The organism is Pseudomonas sp. R5(2019) (genome assembly GCF_009905435.1).
Lineage (GTDB): Bacteria > Pseudomonadota > Gammaproteobacteria > Pseudomonadales > Pseudomonadaceae > Aquipseudomonas.
In genome coordinates, this window is record NZ_JAAAMT010000048.1 from 1 (window position 1) to 19,876 (window position 19,876).

At 61.5% G+C, this 19,876-nt stretch carries 14 protein-coding genes; 6 read left to right on the forward strand and 8 right to left on the reverse strand.

The genetic code is table 11. From position 1 onward, the window contains the following. Positions 1-191: 191 nt before the first annotated feature. Positions 192-764, reverse strand: a complete 573-nt coding sequence (locus GUY40_RS23185) for a nitroreductase family protein (RefSeq protein ID WP_166571241.1) — start codon at positions 762-764, stop codon at positions 192-194. 100 nt (positions 765-864) lie between these two features. Here GUY40_RS23185 and GUY40_RS23190 point away from each other — a divergent pair, with 100 nt between their 5' ends. Beyond that, complete coding sequence (locus GUY40_RS23190; protein WP_166571242.1) at positions 865-2,319, forward strand: TrkH family potassium uptake protein; 1,455 nt, start codon at positions 865-867, stop codon at positions 2,317-2,319. Here the strand turns inward: GUY40_RS23190 and GUY40_RS23195 are convergent. Next, entirely contained in the window at positions 2,276-3,361 is a 1,086-nt protein-coding gene (locus GUY40_RS23195) for an AraC family transcriptional regulator (RefSeq protein WP_166571243.1), read from the reverse strand. The genes GUY40_RS23190 and GUY40_RS23195 overlap by 44 nt on opposite strands. A gap of 172 nt (positions 3,362-3,533) precedes the next feature. Here GUY40_RS23195 and GUY40_RS23200 point away from each other — a divergent pair, with 172 nt between their 5' ends. Continuing rightward, entirely contained in the window at positions 3,534-4,127 is a 594-nt protein-coding gene (locus tag GUY40_RS23200) for an HD domain-containing protein (RefSeq protein WP_166571244.1), read from the forward strand. Here GUY40_RS23200 and GUY40_RS23205 read toward each other — a convergent pair whose 3' ends face one another. Continuing rightward, on the reverse strand, positions 4,128-4,952 hold the full coding sequence (locus GUY40_RS23205) for a UDP-2,3-diacylglucosamine diphosphatase (protein WP_166571245.1): 825 nt from the start codon (positions 4,950-4,952) through the stop codon (positions 4,128-4,130). A 193-nt stretch (positions 4,953-5,145) separates the two neighbouring features. Then, a complete protein-coding gene (locus tag GUY40_RS23210) occupies positions 5,146-5,430 on the reverse strand; it encodes a SelT/SelW/SelH family protein (RefSeq protein WP_166571246.1) in 285 nt (94 codons plus the stop codon). 77 nt (positions 5,431-5,507) lie between these two features. On the opposite strand from GUY40_RS23210, the gene GUY40_RS23215 reads away from it, so the two are divergent. Next, entirely contained in the window at positions 5,508-7,697 is a 2,190-nt protein-coding gene (locus tag GUY40_RS23215; protein ID WP_166571272.1) for a patatin-like phospholipase family protein, read from the forward strand. Here the strand turns inward: GUY40_RS23215 and GUY40_RS23220 are convergent. The 3 genes from GUY40_RS23220 to recQ all read right to left on the reverse strand — a co-directional run bounded on the left by GUY40_RS23220 (position 7,694) and on the right by recQ (position 12,047). Further along, complete coding sequence (locus GUY40_RS23220) at positions 7,694-9,313, reverse strand: FimV family protein (protein WP_166571247.1); 1,620 nt, start codon at positions 9,311-9,313, stop codon at positions 7,694-7,696. The genes GUY40_RS23215 and GUY40_RS23220 overlap by 4 nt on opposite strands. Before the next feature lie 41 nt (positions 9,314-9,354). Beyond that, complete coding sequence (locus GUY40_RS23225; protein ID WP_166571248.1) at positions 9,355-9,789, reverse strand: MarR family transcriptional regulator; 435 nt, start codon at positions 9,787-9,789, stop codon at positions 9,355-9,357. Positions 9,790-9,917: 128 nt separating this feature from the next. After that, the gene (recQ, locus tag GUY40_RS23230; RefSeq protein ID WP_166571249.1) at positions 9,918-12,047 is read right to left on the reverse strand and encodes a DNA helicase RecQ; all 2,130 of its coding nucleotides are present in this window, start codon (positions 12,045-12,047) and stop codon (positions 9,918-9,920) included. 279 nt (positions 12,048-12,326) lie between these two features. Here recQ and GUY40_RS23235 point away from each other — a divergent pair, with 279 nt between their 5' ends. Together GUY40_RS23235 and GUY40_RS23240 are read left to right on the forward strand one after the other, a co-directional pair. Then, entirely contained in the window at positions 12,327-12,914 is a 588-nt protein-coding gene (locus tag GUY40_RS23235) for a YecA family protein (RefSeq protein ID WP_166571250.1), read from the forward strand. A 10-nt stretch (positions 12,915-12,924) separates the two neighbouring features. Beyond that, positions 12,925-13,329 carry a YbaN family protein gene (locus GUY40_RS23240; protein ID WP_166571251.1) on the forward strand — a complete coding sequence of 135 codons (405 nt, stop codon included), beginning with the start codon at positions 12,925-12,927 and terminating at the stop codon, positions 13,327-13,329. Between the two features lie 123 nt (positions 13,330-13,452). Here the strand turns inward: GUY40_RS23240 and GUY40_RS23245 are convergent, their stop codons facing one another. Further along, positions 13,453-17,931, reverse strand: a complete 4,479-nt coding sequence (locus GUY40_RS23245; protein WP_371924949.1) for a retention module-containing protein — start codon at positions 17,929-17,931, stop codon at positions 13,453-13,455. Between the two features lie 576 nt (positions 17,932-18,507). On the opposite strand from GUY40_RS23245, the gene GUY40_RS23250 reads away from it, so the two are divergent. Next, positions 18,508-19,866: a TolC family outer membrane protein gene (locus tag GUY40_RS23250; protein WP_166571253.1), complete on the forward strand. Its 1,359-nt coding sequence runs from the start codon at positions 18,508-18,510 to the stop codon at positions 19,864-19,866. Positions 19,867-19,876: the final 10 nt, after the last annotated feature.

Sequence of the window (19,876 nt, forward strand, 5' to 3'; positions counted from 1 at the left end):
AAAAGAGTGTTTTCCCAGATCGATGGCGGCGATAGCTGCTTCGTTCATGGCAATAATCTCCGATGAGCCCCCTGTGGAAGCTTAGTGGGCTAGCACAGGGGGCGGCGGGGGTAGCCATTTCATTATCGGATCGCGGTGCTCTTGTAGGAGCGGACCTGGCCGCGATGGGCTGCAAAGCAGCCCCGTGCGGTTTATTGACTGACTGGTGCACTCCAGGCGCTGACAAACTCGGCCACATCCACCACCGGCGTCGGCCGCAGTTCTTTCTGCGGCGTGCCCAGGTACAGGAAGGCAATCACTTCCTCGCCCGCTCCCAGCCCCAGCCCCTTGGCCACATGCTCGGTATACACCAGCTCGCCGGTACGCCATACCGCACCAATGCCCTGGGCATGCGCCGCCAGCAAAATACCGTGGGCCGCGCAGCCGGCGGCCAGCAGTTGTTCTGACTTCGGCACCTTGAAATGGTCCTTCAAGCGCGCCACCACCACAATCACCAAGGGTGCACGCAACGGCATGCCACGGGCCTTTTCCAGTGCAGCTTCGGTGATGTCGCCACCCTTGAGGGTGACGGCTTCAGCCAGCAATTCGCCCAGTTCATCACGCGCCACACCTTCGACGGTAATGAAGCGCCAGGGCCGCAGCTGGCCATGGTCAGGCGCCCGCAAGGCGGCCTTGAAGAGGATTTCGCACTGTTCCCGGGTAGGCGCAGGTTCCACCAGACGCGGCACGGAAACACGGTTGAGCAAAGCGTCGAGCGCCTCCATCGGCTACTCCTCGATAAGAAATGTGCGGCTATTCTAGCGTTTACATGGCCAGGCCCATAGGTAGAATGGCGCCCTTCCTCATTTGTGTCAGGCTGACTTCATGGCGTTGCCGACCCTCCGCATCATCGGTTTCATTATCGGCATCTTCCTGATTACCCTGGCGATCAGCATGGTTGTGCCGATGGCGACCCTGGTGATCTTCGACCGCACCGGCGATCTGCCGTCGTTCCTCTGGTCCAGCCTCATCACCTTTATCGCCGGCCTTGCGCTGGTGCTACCCGGGCGCCCGGAGCACGTGCACCTGCGCCCGCGCGACATGTACCTGCTCACCGTCAGCAGCTGGGTGGTGGTGTGCATCTTCGCCGCCCTGCCATTTCTGCTGACTCAGCGCATCAGCTATACCGACGCGTTTTTTGAAAGCATGTCGGGCATTACCGCCACCGGTTCCACCGTGCTCAGCGGCCTGGACAACATGTCGCCGGGCATCCTGATGTGGCGCTCGCTGCTGCACTGGCTGGGCGGTATCGGCTTTATCGGCATGGCGGTCGCGATCCTGCCGCTGCTGCGCATCGGTGGCATGCGCCTGTTCCAGACCGAGTCGTCAGACCGTTCCGAAAAAGTCATGCCGCGTTCGCACATGGTGGCCAAGTTCATCGTGCTGGTGTACGTCGGCATTACCGCCTTCGGCGGGCTGGCCTTTTGGCTGGCCGGGATGAGCGTCTTCGATGCGATCAACCACGCCATGTCGGCGATTTCCACCGGCGGCTTCTCGACCTCCGACCAATCCCTGGCCAAATGGACCCAGCCGGCGGTGCACTGGGTTGCCGTGGTGGTGATGATCATGGGCAGCCTGCCCTTCACGCTTTATGTGTCGACCTTGCGCGGCAACCGTAAGGCCTTGATCAAGGACGAGCAGGTCCAGGGCCTGATCGGCATGCTGTTGCTGACCTGGCTGGTGCTCGGCATGTGGTACTGGACCACCACCGAGCTGCACTGGCTGGACGCCCTGCGCCACGTCGCCCTGAACGTGACCTCGGTGGTCACCACCACCGGTTTCGCCCTGGGCGACTACAGCCTGTGGGGCAACTTTTCGCTGATGCTGTTTTTCTACCTGGGTTTTGTCGGCGGCTGCTCCGGCTCGACCGCCGGCGGTATCAAGATCTTCCGTTTCCAGGTTGCTTATATCCTGCTCAAGGCCAGCCTTAACCAGCTGATCCACCCGCGCGCGGTGATCAAGCAGAAATACAACGGTCACCGCCTCGACGAAGACATCGTGCGCTCGATCCTGACCTTTTCGTTTTTCTTTGCCATCACCATCTGCGCAATCGCACTGGCGCTGTCGCTGCTGGGCGTGGACTGGATGACGGCACTGACCGGCGCCGCCAGCACCGTGTCCGGCGTTGGCCCGGGGCTGGGCGAAACCATTGGCCCGGCGGGCAACTTCGCCACCCTGCCGGACGCCGCCAAATGGATTCTGTCCCTGGGGATGCTGCTCGGGCGCCTGGAGATCATTACGGTATTTGTGCTTTGTATGCCGGCATTCTGGCGACATTGAGTTCTGTCACCGCCACCACATCGGCTTCGACACCCGCCAGCGCCCGGCGCATCCGGTACTCGTTGGGGGTGCTGTCGAACCAGCGGCGAAAGGCCCTGAAGAAATTGCTCGGGTCGGCGAACCCCAGCAGGTAGGCGGTTTCCAGCAAGGTCATGTTGGGTTGCGCCAGGTACTGCTCAGCCAGCTCCCGGCGAGTGTCGTCGAGCAGGGTCTGAAAGCTGGTGCCCTCTTCCTGCAAACGCCGTTGCAACGTGCGCTGGGACAAATGCAGGGCCTGGGCGATGGTCTCGCGCCTGGGCTCGCCTTGAGGCAATAGCCGGCACAGCACCTGCCGGGCCTTGTGGGTCACACGGCCTTCGGCAAAGCGCGCCAGGTACTCCCCGGCAAATCGATCATGCAGCACCGCCATGGCTTCGTTGGCGGTGGGCAGGGGTGTTTCCATGTCGGCAGGTTCGAAAATCAGCGCATCGTAGGGCGCGCTGAACACCAGCGGGGCATGAAAAGCCTGTTTGTAAGGTTCAACATCGGCCGGCTGCTCGCCCTGCACCAGCACCCGTCGCGGCTGAATCACTCGCCCGGTCAACCAGCTGCACAACGCCAACGCGCAGGCCAGCGAGGCCTCGGCACTTTGCCGGGTGGGCGGCAGATGATCGCCGTGCACCGTCAGAATCAACGCATACCCTTCGGGTAACAGCCGAAAGCTCAAGTCGGCGCTTTCGGAAATGATGCGCTGAAACCGCACCAGGCGCTCGAAGCCTTCGGCCAGGGTACGGCTCGACATCAAGGCATAACCGACCACATGCAAAGAGGCTGGCCGTACCAGCCGGGCCATGTTCAGGCCAATCGCCGGGTTGCCGGACAGCTCCACGGCCAGTTGCCATAGCCGCGTCATCGAGTCCTGGGTGAAACGCGCGTCAGGGTCTTCCAGCGCAGAAAAATCCAGCCCCAGCTGCTTGAACATGGCCCGGCAATCCAGGCCCTCGAGTTCCAGCGCTTTGACAATCCCCATCGCCCAGCTTGCAGAAGTCGTTCGTTCGGTCATGGCCCGGAGTCTTTTTCAACGGGGGGCCGCAGTCGCAGCCAATCTCCCAAGGATACTAAAGTGGCATCTATTGTCAGTGGCATGTGCTGCTCCTCACTCTAGACTCAAATCAGGCTCCACGTATCACGTCAGACACATTTGACTGAAAGCCCTAAAACATTAGGAGATGCCGATGAACGTGCGCGCCGGTTTCAGCCATATGGACAATGGCACCGAGCAGGACTGGGCAATCATTGCAGCGGATTTTTCCGCTTTTGCGCAGCAGCTACCGGCAAGGATCCTGGCGCACCTGCGCTTGCTCGATGGCGACTTTGGCGGCTTCCTCGTCGACCGTCTGTGCCATTCGTTGCAAACGGCTACCCGCGCCTGGCGCGACGGTCGTGATGAGGAATACGTGGTCTGTGCCCTGCTCCACGATATCGGCGACACGCTGGGCAGCTACAACCACCCGGACATCGCCGCCGCCATTCTCAAGCCCTTCGTCAGTCCGGAAAACCTCTGGATGGTCGAAAAACACGGAATCTTTCAGGGCTACTATTTCTTCCATCATCTGGGCATGGATCGGCACCTGCGCGAGCAATTCCGGGATCACCCGCAGTACCAGCAAACCATCGATTTTTGTGCGCTATATGACGCGGCCTCATTCGACCCCGACTACGAAAATCTGCCGCTGAGCTTTTTCGAGCCGCTGATGCAGCGGGTATTCGCCAAACCACGCCACTCGCTGTACAAGGCGGCGCTGGAAAAGGTCAGCAGCCAGGCCTGATCAGACGCTGGGTTGGGCGACCCCTTCAGCGTTTTTTTGCTCAAGGGCGTCGCGGGCCTGGGCGTCGGCCAGGCGATACAGCTCGATACGGCCGTCCCAATGCTCGATCAAGGCCGTGCAGGATTCGACCCAGTCCCCACAGTTGAGGTACTCCACCGCACCGACCCGGCGAATCTCGGCGTGATGGATATGCCCGCACACCACCCCGTCAAACCCGCGCTTGACGCATTCGTGGGCGATGGCCTCCTCGAAATCGCTGATGAAATTCACCGCCGTTTTCACCTTGTGCTTGAGGTAGGCCGACAGCGACCAGTAGCCATAGCCATACCGCGCACGCCAGTGGTTGAGCCAGCGATTGAGGGTGAGAGTGAATTCGTAGGCCGAGTCGCCCAGAAAGGCCAGCCAGCGGTGATAGCGGGTGATGACATCGAACTGGTCGCCATGCACCACCAGCAACCGCCGCCCATCGGCCGTCAGGTGCTCGGCCTCATCGACCAGCTGGATATTGCCCAGCACCAGCCGCGAGTAGCGGCGCAGAAACTCATCGTGATTGCCGGTCACATAAATGATTTCGGTACCGCGCTTGCTCATGGTCAACAAGCGGCGGATCACATTGCTGTGCGCCTGGGGCCAGTACATGCCACCGCGCAGCTTCCAGCCATCGATGATATCGCCGACCAGGTAGACACGATCGGCATGATGGCGCTTGAGAAAGCGCGCCAGGTGCTCGGCCTGGCAATCGCGTGTGCCCAGGTGCACATCCGAAATCCACAGCGTGCGGACCCGCTGCTTGCGGGTCGGTTTGACGAGGTGAGCACTGGTCATAGTCAGCTCCTGCACTTGGCTTTAGCCGAGCTTGCCCGCGGGCAATGAAGCGACTGTGACAAGGGCGTGGCAACACGATGACAGGCCCGGCCAAATCTCTGTAGGAGCCAGGCTTGCCTGCGATGGCATCACCGCGGTGTATCTGATACACCGTGTCGCCTGTATCGCGAGCAAGCTCGGCTCCTACCACGCATCAAGGACGGTCGTTATGCCCCAGGTCCCGCTGCGGATCGATCTGGTCGCGCACCCGTTGCTTGAGCACCTTGGCCTCCGGGAAGCCGCCGTCGGCCTTGCGCTCCCAGATTTGCACGCCGTCACAGGTAATGCGGAAGTTGCCGCCGGTGGCCGGCTCCAGGGCGACTCGCGCCAGATCGTCGCTGAAGGTGCTCAACAATTCCTGCGCCAGCCAGGCGGCCCGCAACAGCCACTGACACTGCGTGCAATAGGTGATGACAATTTCCGGTTTGCTGGCGCTCATGACGGGCCGACTCCTGACGGATTACTGAGAAAGACGACTTATACTACCGGGCTTTAGCGCTTGCCCCGAGAGTCATGATGACCCGCCTGCTTCTTGCCCTTTTTTTCGTCCTTTTTTCAATAAGCCTGCAGGCTGTCGAAAGTGCCCGACCCAAGGTCGGGCTGGTGCTGTCCGGCGGCGCCGCCCGCGGGCTTGCGCATATTGGTGTGCTCAAGGCGCTGGAAGAGCAAGGGGTGAAGATCGATGCGATTGCCGGCACCAGCATGGGCGCCGTCATCGGCGGGCTTTACGCCTCGGGCTACAAGATCGATGAGCTGGAAAAGCTGGCGCTGGCCATCGATTGGCAACAGGCATTGTCCGACTCACCGCCGCGCAAGGATATCCCTTTCCGGCGCAAGCAGGATGACTACGATTTTCTGGTCAAGCAACGCCTGAGCTTTCGCGACGATGGCAGCCTGGGCCTGCCCTTGGGCGTGATTCAGGGGCAAAACCTGGCATTGATGCTGGAAAGCCTGCTGGCCCATACCAGCGACACTCGTGACTTCGACAAGCTGCCGATCCCCTTTCGCGCCGTGGCCACCGACATCGCCAGCGGTGAAAAAGTCGTGTTCAGCAGTGGGCACTTACCGCGGGTGATTCGCGCCAGCATGTCGATCCCGGCGGTGTTCGCGCCGGTCGAGCTGGATGGACGGCTGCTGGTCGATGGCGGGATGGTCGATAACATTCCCCTGGATGTAGCGCGGGAAATGGGCGTGGATGTGGCGATCGTGGTTGATATCGGTACACCGCTGCAATCGCGCAAACAGCTGGCCACTGTGGTCGACGTGCTCAACCAGTCGATTACCCTGATGACCCGCCGCAATTCCGAAGAGCAGCTGGCAGCCCTGAGCGGTGACGACATTTTGATTCAGCCGCCACTGGCGAGTTTTGGCGTGACTGATTTCGGCCGTGCCAAAGAGATGATCGATGCGGGTTACCGCGCCACCCGCATTCTCGACACCCGCCTTGGCGCGTTGCGCGCTGTCGACAGCAACGACACGCAATTGAGCGACGCCCGCTCACCCAACCAGCGCACGCCGGTGATCACCGCCATCAAGGTGGAGAACGATTCGAAAGTCAGTGATGACGTGATCCGGTACTACATCCGCCAGCCCGTGGGCGAGCGGCTGGACATGGGGCGCCTGCAGACCGACATGGGCACGCTCTATGGCCTGGATTACTTCGAGCGCGTGCAGTACCGGGTCGTACACAAAGGCCCGGACAACACCCTGGTGATCAACGCCCGGGGCCGGCGCAGCGGTACCGATTACCTGCGATTGGGGCTGAACCTCTCCGATGACCTGCGCGGCGACAGCGCCTTCAACCTGGGCGCCAGCTACCGGGTCAACGGCATCAACAAGCTCGGCGGTGAATGGCTGAGCAGGGTGCAGATCGGCGACCAGCAGGAACTCTACAGCGAGTTCTACCAGCCGCTGGATACCGGCTCGCGCTTCTTTGTCGCGCCATACCTGAAGGCGCAAGCGCAGAACGTCGAAGCAACGCTCGATAACGACCCCATCGCCGAATACCGGCTGGAGCGTTACGGCTTCGGGCTCAACCTGGGCCGTCAGATTGCCAACAACGGCGAACTTCGCTTCGGGGTCGGCCAAGCCTGGGGGCGGGCCGACGTACGTATCGGTGACGCCGACCTGCCCAGCCTGAGTTTCAGCGAAGGCTTCCTGGAGGCCAAATACTCGTTCGACACCCTCGATAACGTCTACTTCCCCCACGACGGTGAAGACATCGGTCTGACGGTGCGCCAATACGAGCCTGGCCTGGGTTCGGACCAGCGTTATCGGCAATGGGAGTTCAAGCTCGACAAGGTATTGAGCCACGGGCCGAACACCTGGGTGCTGGGTGGCCTCTATGGCCGCACGCTGGATGACGCTGAGGTGGTGACTTCCAGCTTCCTGCTCGGTGGTGCCCGCCAGCTGTCCGGATTCCGGCAGGATTCGGTGAGTGGCCAGAACATCAACCTGATGCGCGCCATCTATTACCGCCGCCTGACCCCACGTTCCTACCTGCCGCTGGACTTTCCGCTGTATGGCGGCGCCTCACTGGAACGCGGGCGAGCGTGGAACAACGACAATGAATTCGACAGCGGCTACATCAATGCCGCCAGTGTCTTCCTGGGCTTCGACACGCCGCTGGGCCCGCTGAACTTCACCTACGGCATCAACGACGCCAACGAAAAAGCCGTGTACCTGAACCTGGGCCAGAGCTTCTAGAGCCGGGCGCGGAAAAACTGCGCAGCCTCGCGGCTGGCCTCGTCGCCGTCGGTGTAATCACTGAGGAACTGCCCGTCTTCCATTTCCAGGGCCTGCGGGAGTTCCGTCGGGCTGGAGGCGAACGGGGGCTCGACCGGGTCGTTGTTGGGCTGAGTGTCGTCTGGCTTGCCTTGAGTCGGGGTGTCGAACGGGCTGATCAGGTCCCAATCGGTTGCCATGGAGAGCTCGTTGAGGTTGAGCTGAAAGTCCGCTGCCGGCTCCTGATCGGTTTCGACTGGAGTGGTGATGACCGGAGCGGCGAGGACAGGGGCCGCTGACAGTACATCGGGCGTGCTCAGTTTTGCGAAACGGGCGCGGATGTCCTGCAGTTTCTGGGCGCTGAAACCCTGCTCGAGCAGAATCGCCTCTTGCTGCTCGTACTGCTCGGCATCGCCCAGCTCGCCCAGCACTTCAAGCATCCGGAACCGCAGGTCGGTCCGCTCCGGCTCTTTTTCCACCCCTTCACGCAAAATCACCAACGCTTCGTTGAAGCGTCGATAGGTAATATAGATGCTGGCGGCGTCCAGCGGGTCGCTGCTGGCGGCCGCCTCACGGCGTGTCTCGCTGGGTAACGCTTCGCTGGATTCTGCGGCAGTGAGAGTACTGGCCGGCGCTTGCGGACTTTCAGGCGCGAGCGGTTCTATCCACTCGTCTGTTTCATCTTCAGGCTTGCGGCGCACGCGCCAGGCCACGGCCAACAACGCCAGCAGCAGCGCCACGGCACCCCATTGCCACCAGGCGATGCCCTCAGCGGTTTGTTCGGCAACGGGCTGTTCGATTGTTGGCGCAACCGCTTGCGGTGACGCGGGCGTGGCGGGTGCCGGCTGCGGTTCGGGTGCAGGGGCAGCCTCGGCCGCAGTGGCGGCTTTCAGGCTGGCGAGCTCGTTTTCCAGTGCGGTGATTTGCCTGGTCTTGTCGGCGACATCGACTTCCAGGTCCTTGATGCGGGCCTGCGCTTCGTCCAGCGAGGTTTGCAGTCGCTGATTGGCCAGGATTGCATTTGCCAGTTGCTCAGCCGACGCTTGCAGTGCTGCCCCCGTGGCGGGTGCGGCAGGTTTCTCGGAAGGCGCCTGTGCCGTGCGGCTGGAAGCGATGGCAGACTCAGGCGCAGTCGCCGCAGGAGCAGGCTCCGGCGGCAGCGAGACCGTGCCCGGCGGATCCAGCAACACGGTGTAATCGCGCAGCTGCTGGCCGTTGGGGCGGTTCAGCTGCACCAGGAAACTCAAATAGGGTTCTGTTACGGCCTTGCTGGAGGTGACGTGAATGACCGGGCGGGTGCCGCGCATCACGGTGGTAAAGCGCAAGTCATTGAAGAAAAACAGCCGATCGACACCGGTGCGGCTGAATTCTTCCGCGCTGGCGAGGCTGGCCTTGAGTTCATCGGCCTGCATCCCGGTCGCATCGAGTAGCTCGATGTCGGCACTGAAGGGCTGGTTAAGGTAGGAGCGCAAGGTGATATCACCCAGCCCCAGCGCACTGGTCAGGCCTGAATGCGCCATTGCCATCAGGGCGAAGAGGATTGCCGCTGCCTTTGCCCTGCCCTCGCCCTGCTCCACTGCCCGCGTCCCTTTCGGCATCTGCATTCCTTGACTACGCAGCCGTCACGTCGACCGCTACTTCAGGATTTTTCAAGATTGGCCAGGATCTGCGCATGAACACGCATGCAGACACGCAAATCGTCTTCATCGACGCCCTCGAACAACTCGACGCGCAGCGCATTGGCGATGGTTTCGATCTGATCGATCAAGGGCTTGGCCGGCGGGCAGAGCTGAATTTTCTTGGCCCGGCGATCTTCGACCACCGCATGTCGGCGCACCAGCCCCTGGTTTTCCAGACTGTCGAGCAACCGCGCAAGCGTTGGACCTTCGACGCCAACACTCTGCGCCAGTTCCCGTTGGGTCGGAGCTTCCTGGAATCGCGCCAGGTGCAGTAGCACCAGCCAGCGTGCCTGGGACAACCCCAGCCCGGCCAGGCGGCGATCCAGTTCGGCGCGCCAGCCTCGGGACATCTGGGCAATCTGCATCCCGAAACGGTGTTGATCGGTCAACGGCATAAAAAACTCATCATCATTAAAGGTCGGAACTAATTGTTAGGCAGCTAACCATGACCCTAGGCTGCGAAGCAAGGCTCATGGTGCTTGATTTTGTTGGGCAATCGACCGGAATGATTACAACAGGTTAGTCAGCTTTCGAACTCCGACTGCAAGGCTGCCCGAACGCAGTACAACACGCCTTCGGACACGCGCCCGGCAAACTGCGCGGCCACCGCCGACACCGGTGGAAGCTCGCCTTCACCATCGAGGAAGGCATCCTGGACTTCACCGAGCAAATTTTCGGGCAGGTCCAGCGCCTGTTCCAGCGACAGCTCCTGGCGGCCAATGGCTTCGGCCAGCAGGCTGTAGACGTTTTTCTCGCTGCACTGCAGCTGGCCGGCGATTTGCACCGGGGTCATGCCGGCACGCGCCAGGCTGATCAATTCGTGCTTGAGGTCGGCGACCACTTTCGGCGCATCGCTTTCACCGCCCAGCACTTCAAGGAAGGCCTTGCCGTAGCGCTCCAGCTTGCGTGCCCCGACGCCGCTGACCCGGCCCATCTCGGCCATGGACGTGGGCTGGCTGCGGAGCATTTCCAGCAGGGTGGAATCGGGGAAGATGACATACGGCGGTACCGCGTGTTCTTCGGCCAGCTTGCGACGCAAGGCGCGCAAGGCTTCCCATTGCTCGCGCTCCTCGCCACGCACCAGTTGGCTGGCAGGGCTTGCACCGCTGCTCTTGGTGGACGTTTGCGGCTTCAGATCGCGGCGCAGCTCCAGGGTGACTTCACCACGCAGCAGGGGCCGGCAGGTGTCGCTCAGGCGCAGGCCGCCGTAGCCTTCAAGGTCGATATCGACCAGGCCGCGCGCCACCAGCTGGCGGAACAACGAGCGCCATTCGCCCTCGCTGCGGCTTTTGCCAACGCCGAACACCGACAGCCGTTCATGGCCAAAACTGCGAACCTTGTCGTTTTCCTTACCCAGCAGCACGTCCACCAGGTGGCCAACACCGTAGCGCTGCCCGGTGCGAAAGATCGCCGAAAGCGCCTGGCGCGCCGACTCGGTGGCGTCCCAGGTTTGCACGCCATCGACGCAGTTATCGCAATGGCCGCACGGTTGCGGCATGTCTTCGTCGAAATAGGCCAGCAGGGTCTGGCGGCGGCAGCGGGTTTCTTCGCAAAGGGCGAGCATGGCATCGAGCTTGTGATGCTCCAGACGCTTGTGACGCTCGTCGCCTTCGGAGTTTTGCAGCATCTGCTTGAGCATGACCATGTCTTGCAGGCCGTAGGCCATCCAGGCATCGGCTGGCAAGCCATCACGACCGGCCCGGCCAGTTTCCTGGTAGTAGGCTTCCAGCGACTTGGGCAAGTCCAGGTGGGCCACGAAGCGCACGTTGGGTTTGTCGATGCCCATGCCGAAGGCGATGGTCGCCACCATGATCAGGCCTTCCTCATTGAGAAAGCGCTTCTGGTTGGCGGCGCGGGTGTCCGCGGCAAGGCCGGCGTGGTAAGGCAAGGCCGGAAAGCCCTGCTCGCAGAGGAACGCTGCCACTTCGTCGACTTTTTTGCGCGACAGGCAATAAACAATCCCGGCATCGCTGCGGCGCTGCGCCAGGAACGCCAGCAACTGCTTGCGCGGCTGCTCCTTGGGCACGATGCGGTAGAAGATGTTCGGCCGGTCGAAGCTCGACAGAAAACGCTCGGCGTTCTGCAAATGCAGGCGCTCGACGATTTCTTCGCGGGTGCGTTTGTCGGCAGTGGCGGTCAGGGCAATGCGCGGCACATCGGGGAACTGCTCGGCCAACTGCCCCAGTTGCAGGTATTCCGGACGGAAGTCGTGGCCCCACTGGGACACACAGTGGGCTTCATCGATGGCAAACAAGGCAATGTCCAGGGTGCGCAAAAATTCCAGCATGCGCGGCTGCACCAGGCGCTCGGGGGCCAGGTACAACATTTTGACTTCACCGCGGCGCAGCCGCCCGGCCAGATCGCGCTGCTGCTCGGCGCTCAGGGTGGAGTTCAGCGAGGCGGCCGCCACGCCCAGTTCATCCAGGGTGGCGACCTGGTCGTCCATCAACGCGATCAGCGGCGAGACCACCACGGCCAGGCCTTCACGCAACAGGCCGGGGACCTGGAAGCACAAGGATTTGCCGCCACCGGTGGGCATCAGCACCAGGGCATCGCCGCCATTGGCCACGCGTTCGATGATTGCACCCTGGCGACCACGGAAACTGTCGTAGCCGAAGATGTCTTTCAGAACGCGTTGAGCCTGTTCGAGCATAAAAACTCCAAAAATCGCTGAACCATCCTTGCCACAGGCTGGATGAAAATCTCGCCTGCTTCACGCCAAAATGCGTAAGCGGCTATTGCCAAACGCATCGCTTATGGCGGTGCCGGCAATTAAGCTGGTAACAAAAGCCGGGCATTATACCCGAGCGATCCTCCCCGCAGGGCCTTGGCGACAGAGCGTCGGCAAATGGGTTGATTTGCCTGGCAGGTGGCGCATACCCCACAACAAGGCCTAGAATTCACTATCGATTCTTCCCAAGGTAGCCCTGTAATGTCCTTCGCTGAGCAATTAAACCGCCTGCAAGCCTTTCTCGACGCCGATGAGCTGCACGAAGAGGCGCTGGACTACGTTGCCGCCCATGGCTACTTGACCGCGCTCTCCATCTGCTCTGAAGAGGTGCCGGACCGTGAGTGGATCGACGCCCTGTTCGCCGAAGAACCTCACTACACCGACGATGCCCAGCGCGACGAGATCGAACAGACGCTGGTTCACCTCAAGAGAGAGATCACCCGCGAACTGGCCAGCGACGAGGAATTCCAGCTGCCCTGCGACCTGGACCTGGGCGATGAGCCGGACGACTCCGACCTGCGCGGCTGGTGCATCGGTTTCATGGAAGGCGTGTTCCTGCGTGAAGCCGCCTGGTTCGAAACCGCAGAAGAGGAAGTCAGCGAGATGCTGCTGCCGATCATGGTCGGTTCCGGCCTGTTCGACGAAGAGCCCGAGTTCTCTGATATCGCCGCTGATGCCAACCTGATGGACGACATGATCGTGCAGATCCCCGAAGCACTGACTGCACTGTTCCTGCTTTGCCATGCCCCGGACGAAAAACCGGCCATTCTGAAACCTCGCCACCACTGAGTCAGTGCCGGTGGCGTCACCTCCTTCCGGCCTGCGAGCCTCTCGCCCGCTGCGCTACACCCTGCTGGCCATTGGCTGGTTGAGTGTAGTGCTGGGCGTTATCGGGATCTTTTTGCCCGTGTTGCCGACCACACCGTTCCTGCTGCTGGCAGCTGCCTGCTTCGCGCGCAGTTCGCCACGGTTTTACCGGTGGCTGGTCAGCCACCCGCGCCTGGGGCCGTGGATTGCCGGGTACCTGAACGGCGAAGGCATCCCGCTCAAGGGCAAGGTCTATGCGATCGCGCTGATGTGGCTGGGGATCGGGTTTTCCTGTTACCTGGTGCCATTGCCGTGGGCGCGCGGGTTCATGCTGACCAGTGCAGTGCTGGTGTCGGTGTATATCGTTCGGCAAAAGACCTTGCGCCAGCCTGAATGACTGGATGAACAGCTTGATGTAGGAGCAGAGCTTGTCGGGGCGCCGAACCGTCGCGATGGCGTCACCGCGGTGTAACGGAAATACCGCGGTGACGCCATCGCGAGCTAGCTCTGCTCCTACACCTCACACGGTATCCACCTTGAGCGAATGATCACTGAGCATCCCATTGATGATCGTCGCCGTATCCGCCCCCGCCGAAATCACCCCGCCAGCTCCCGCCGTCACGCCGTAGTGGCTGGCCAGGTCAACGCCGGCCAGCTCGATGGTTTGCGTTGGCGCAGCCCCCGCCACCGAACTCACTTCGATGGTCGAAACCACAACCCCGCCGTTGTCGGTCACCTTGAAGTGCAGGTAGTCATCCAGTGACGCCGAGGTGGCGTTCTCGCCTTGCAGCAGCTGCGACAAATCCAGACGGTCAATTCCCGGGGTGAAGTCGGTCACCCCATCGTGCCCGCTGTTATTGGCCTGCCATTTGAACGTGTCGGCACCCGCGCCGCCGGTGAGGGTGTTGTTGCCCAGGCCGCCGATCAGAATGTCGTCGCCATCACCGCCAATCAGCAGGTCATTGCCCTTGCCGCCCGAGAGCAGGTTGGCGTTGCTGTCGCCGGTCAGGGTGTCGTTGTGGTCGGAACCGATCAGGTTCTCCACCGCCATCAGCGTGTCATGGCCGGCACCCAAGGTGTTTTGCGAGCCGTTCAGCGAGAGGTTGACCGTCACCCCCGCCGTGGCGTTGGCGTAGCTGGCGGTGTCGCTGCCGTCGCCACCGTCGAGCAGGTCGTTGGCCGGCCCGCCGATCAGCAGGTCATCGCCAATGCCGCCATGCAGGGTGTTATCGCCCAGCCCGCCGATCAGCACATCGTTGCCATCCCCGCCGTTGAGCGTGTCGTCGCCAGTACCACCGAGCAAGGTCTCGTCGAGGCCGGTGCCGTTCAGGGTGTTGCCACTCTGGTAGGTGATGTCGACCGCGCCGGTCGCCGTACCGCCATGGCCATCGCTGACACCGTACGTGCCGTGGTAATCCGCTGCAGCGGCATGGGCATCGGCGTAGTTGATGGTCATGGTCAGCTTGTAGCTTTCGTCGCCTTTGGCATTGCCTCCAGTCGGATTGACCAGGTTGCTGAGGTGGATGTTGTAGAGGCCGTCCTGGCTGGCCGTGAAGGTGCCACCGTCGGCAATGCCGTGGTAAGTGGGGTCACCACTGAGCTGCCACTGCATACCGATATTGTTGAGCGCCCGATTGTGGTCCAGATTGAGCGTTTCGCCCGCCTTCAGGTGCACCTGAAGGGTGTCCTGGGCATTGAGCCCGGCATTCACCTTGTCTAGCCAGCCACTGATGATCACGGCTGCGATCATGCTGCCGGCGGTGCCGGTGAAGTCGCCGCGGGCGACCTCCTTGACCTGGTTGTTGATGTTACTGGCCGACTGGCCGGTGAAGCGGATGGTATTGATGTCGCAGCCGACCGTGAAGTCCGCGCCCTTGCCCGCCCAGTTGGTGACAAAACCGGTGGGCGAGGCGGTTAGCGTATCGCCGTTCGGGTCGGTGTCGTTGGCCAGCAGGGCCTCGGCCGGAACCGTGATGGTCTGGTCGAAGATATTGGTGATGATGTGGTCCGCACCCGCCACCGGCGCCCCGTTGCTGTACACATTGACCACCAGGTTGGCGGTGGCCAGGTCGCCATCGCTGTCGCCATCGCTGTCGCTGGCTGTGAAACCAATGTTCTCGGTGACCGTCGTGCCCGCGTCTTTGGGCGGCGTGTAGGTGAATTCGCCGGTGTCCATATCGACCAGCAGCGAACCGCCCAGGTTGGTCTTGATCGTCAGGCTGTTGCTGACGGTGTCGAACACGCCCTTGTTGGCGCCGTCGACCTGAATCGACCCCGTGCCTGCCGGTTTGTAGGTGTAGGTGCTGTCATCGACCACCAACGACTTGATATAGCCGCCGTCCGCGCCAAAGGTGCCGCCGCTCATCAAACTGCCGGTAATCGGCGCGCCCTGCACCGTGCCCGACAGCACCGAGTCCAGTGCATTGAGGTGGGTGACAATGTTGGCATTGGTGTCGGTGTGGGTGCTGCCGTCGTAGGCCAGCGGGTTCAGATGGGTGCTCGACACACCGCTGCCCAGGCCGATGGCATAAGACTTGATGTCGTTGCTGTCGAGAAAGGATTTGATCGCCGCTTCATCGCTGGCATTGATGTTTTGACCGTTGGTGGGGTTCCCGTCGGAGAAGAAGTAACTGATGTTCTGCGCCCCGGCGATTTTGCCGGCCGTATTGAAAGCCGCCTCCGCCATGGCCACCGCGGCATCGTAGTGGGTGGCACCATCAGGCTGCAGATTGGCAATGAGCGCCTTGGCTTCGGCCACCGTCACCCAGACGTTGGTCAGGTCCGCCGCACCGGTGCTGAAGGTCACGATCTGGACTTTCACATCGCCCAGGTCATCGTACTTGTCGAGCAAGGCACCGATCGCCTGCTTGGCGAGCTCCAGGCGCGTCAGGCCATTGACCCCGGACGGGTCGACCATGCTGCCGGACACGTCGATGATCAGCAGCAGGTTGGAATCGACCTCGCCCGGCGATACCGAGCGTTCGGCACCGACTACTTTGGGCACGTCATCGACGATGCTCACCACGATGCTGCTGGTGGAGGTATTGCCCAGCGAGTCGGTGACCTTGTAGGTGAAGGTGTCGGACATCGTCCCGGCCGTACCATCGTTCGGGCTGCCGGTGGTTTTCGGCGCCGAGGTCAAGGTGTAGGTGTAGGTGCCATTGCTGTTGAGTTGCAACTGGCCGTAACTTCCGGTGGCGCTGCCGACCAGGCTGAAAGTCAGCGCGCCGACGCCGGAGGCGACCGAGCCGGCCAGGCTGCCACTGGCGGTTTCACCGCTCGATGCCGGATCGCTGCCGGTCACGGTACCGGCGGCCAGGTCCTGACCATCCTTGATCAGGTCCAGGGCTTTTTCGAATACGCTGATTTCCTTGTCGATCGAAGCATCAGGCCCGCAATCCGCCACATTGATAGTGATCGTGGTGGTGCTGACGTCACCATCGGCATCCGTGATGCTGTAGGTGAACACATCTTGTGCGCCGGGCGCTGCGTCAGAGTCCGGGTTGGCGTGATAGGTGGCGTTGCCGGCCGCATCGAGGATCAGGTAGCCAAAGCAGCCAATGACTTTCAGGCCCAGCGAACCAACGGCTGGCGCATGGGTGTCGGCACCGGCGCGCACACCCGTGACCACGGCGCCATCGGCGCCCTGCCGGTCATTGGAAAGCAGCACATTGCCGCTGATGGAATCGCCCTGGCTGACCGTGGCCACATCAGCGCGTGCGGTCGGCACGTCATCGGTGATATTCACATCGATGGTACCCGTGGCGGTGCTGCCATCGGTGTCGGTCGCCGTCACTGTGATCGGGTCGGGCAGCGTGTTGGTGCCGCCGGCGTTGGCGTGGGTCTCGTTGTCGACCAGGGTGTAGCGGTAGGTCACGACACCGGTGGCCGAGTCATACCCGACGATAGTCAGGATATTGTCCAGACCGGTCAGCGCCGATTGCGGGAAGCCCGCCACCACCCCGCTGCTGATCACGCTGATGCCACCGACCACCAGCGACTGCAAGCCATCGGCTGCCGACACCGTGAAAGTGCCGGTCTGGGTCAACTGCCCGGCATTGGGACTGGAGCCGTTACACAGGTTGGCCTCATTGACCGTGAGCTCGCCGTTCCTGACGTCGAGGCCATCCAATACAACCGGGTCATTGAAGTTGGTGACGTTCAATATCAGGTCGGCGGTGGAGGTGTCGCCATCGGCATCACTGAGTGTGTAGGTGAACCTCTCGATCCCGTTGCCGCCACCGTGCAGATTGATAAAGTCCGGGTCGGCGGTGTTGAGGGTGTAGAGGTAACTGCCGTCGGCATGCAGCTCCAACGTGCCGTAAGTGCCAATAAATGTCCCGGGCGTGATCGGCCCGCTTGCCAGGCGGTCTGCACCCTGAGTGTCATTGGGCAGCACCGTGCCGGTCAGTGTCGTGAGTTTTTCCGACGCGGTATCAGGGTGGGTGTCATCGAACGCCTGGGGCACATCGTCGGTCACGTGGACGTCCGGCGAGCCGCCATACAGGTCAGGTACGTCGTAGGTACTGGTCAGGCCAAGGGTCGCAAAGCCGATGTTCGGATCGATATGCCCGCCGACTTCATCGAGCAGCACAAAGGTATGGCCGCCGCCCAGCGCGCTGCCCGGGCCAGTTGTCGTCGGCCCCGCCGCAGTCGCTTCGGCGGTCTGGCTGGGGTCATCGCCGACGGCGATGGCGTGTTGGAGTCGCTCGACATCAGTCAGCTGCGCGTCGCTGGGCGTAACGGTGTCATTGGTTTCGACATGGGGCGCGCGATGGGCCAGCAGATCACTGGACATCGTCAGGCTGCTCTCGCGGCCCAGGGTCAGCTCCCGACCATTTTCCAGGTGCACCGCGACGGCGCCGCTTGCGCCGGTTTGCAACTGATCCCCGGCAAACAGGCGGTCGCCTTCGACCAGCACGCGACGGGCGCCATCAGATACCGCGAAAACCTGGCCGATGACTTTGCTGACCACGCCGATTAATTTAGCCATGTGCATTCCTCCCACGCGAAGACATCATCCGTTTCCTGCGCAACGGTGCTGGCGATCACGTGGAGGTGTGGCTGAAAACCGCTTGGTCGGCTCATTCACTAGTGGGTGAACGGCGCTCCATCGCAAGTAAGCCGGCCCTACCCTGTTCTGGTGGCTGCCATGGAGTCGTCGCCGGCGACAAATCGTTGATCGCGGTTTCGAATCCCAATTTCAGAGCCGCCAGCGAGGTGTCGCCACACTGTTAAAACAAAAAAACGACAATTTTTTGTCGCCAAACAGTGCGTCGTACATCACCTCTTCGCTCGTTCCCCGCCCCTATGCCGCAAGAAAAACCAAGAACGCTTGCAAGGCCCCGAAAAAAAGCCATTTCGGCCGAATTCACGGGACGCCATGCAATGAACAATGTCTTGGATTTTTTACATCGCATAAGTTTTTTTCCGCATAAGGATTATGAAAAATTCTTCTTAGCTACGTCCTGAGATGTTCTTAGCTCTGTTGTTACAAGCCTGAAACGGTTTGACCTTTATTTTTTCGTCACTTTTTTGACGAAGTGCAGTAACCAAGACCAGGGAGATGTACCTCATGCGCGTATCGAAGCCCATCTACGGCGCGATGTTGTTAGCGATGGCCAGCGCTCCAGCTCAAGCCATGAATCTCACGGAAGCCATTCAAAGCACCATTGCAAATCACCCGGAGCTTCAATCCACCTTCAACAACCGCCTCTCTGCTGACGAGGACGTGAAAGTGGCGCGCGGCGGCTACTACCCCAGCGTCGATCTCACAGCCGGTTATGGTCGCGAGCGTTCCGACAACCCCACTACCCGTGCTCTGGGCAATCACAACAAGGAAACCCTGAATTACACCCAGTCAGAATTGCGCCTGCGGCAAATGCTGTTTGATGGTTTCAATACACCCAATGAGGTTGGCCGCACCAAAGCGGTGGTGAACTCGCGGGCCTACTTCGCCCAGGCCACTGCCCAGGACCTGGCCTTGCGCGCAACCGAGGTTTACCTGGAAGTCCTCAAGCGCCGCGAGCTGGTGACCCTGGCCAAGAACAACCTGCAAGCGCACCTGCGAGTCAACGACCAGATCGGCCTGCGCAGCCAACGCGGGGTGGGCAGCAACGCCGACCTGGACCAGTCCAAGGCCCGCCGCGCCCTGGCCGAGAACAATTACTACACCGCCCAGGTGGACCTGGCAGACGCGCAAGCCAACTTCTTCAGCGCCACCGGGCGGATGCCCGACGAGCTGGAAGCGCCTGTCTCGATCAAGGGGGAAATGCCGGCCGACCTGACTGAAGCGCGCCAAAGCATGCTGGTCAACAACCCTTACCTGAAATCGGCCCAGGCCGATGTGCAAGCGGCCGAGAAACAGTATGAAGTCGCCAAGTCGCCGTTCTATCCACGCTTTGATGCCGAGCTTGCCACCGGCGCCAACAACGACCTGGCCGGCGAAATCGGACACAACAACACCGATTGGCGCGCAGGTGTGACGATGAGTTACAACCTGTTCCGCGGCGGCAGCGACAAGGCCCGGCTACAATCGAACGCGCACAAGATCAACCAGGCCATGGACATCCGCAACAATGCCTTGCGCCAGATCAACGAGAACATGTCGCTGGCCTGGAATGCCATGCAAAACGCCCGTCAGCAAACCCCGTATGCCCGTGAATACGCCGAAACCACCACCCGCGTACGCGCCGCCTACCAGGACCAGTTCGGCCTCGGCCAACGGACCCTGCTCGATCTGCTCGACAGCGAAAACGAGCTGTACAACGCCAATCGTCGCTACACCGAAGTCCGCTACACCGAGGAATACGCCATGTACCGGGTGCTGGCCAATATGGGTGAGCTGCTGAACAAGCAGCGCGTTGTACTGCCCGCCGAAGCCATTGCCCAAGCGGAAGTCAAAAGTGATGCTCGTCTTCCGGACATGAATTGACCCATCCTCT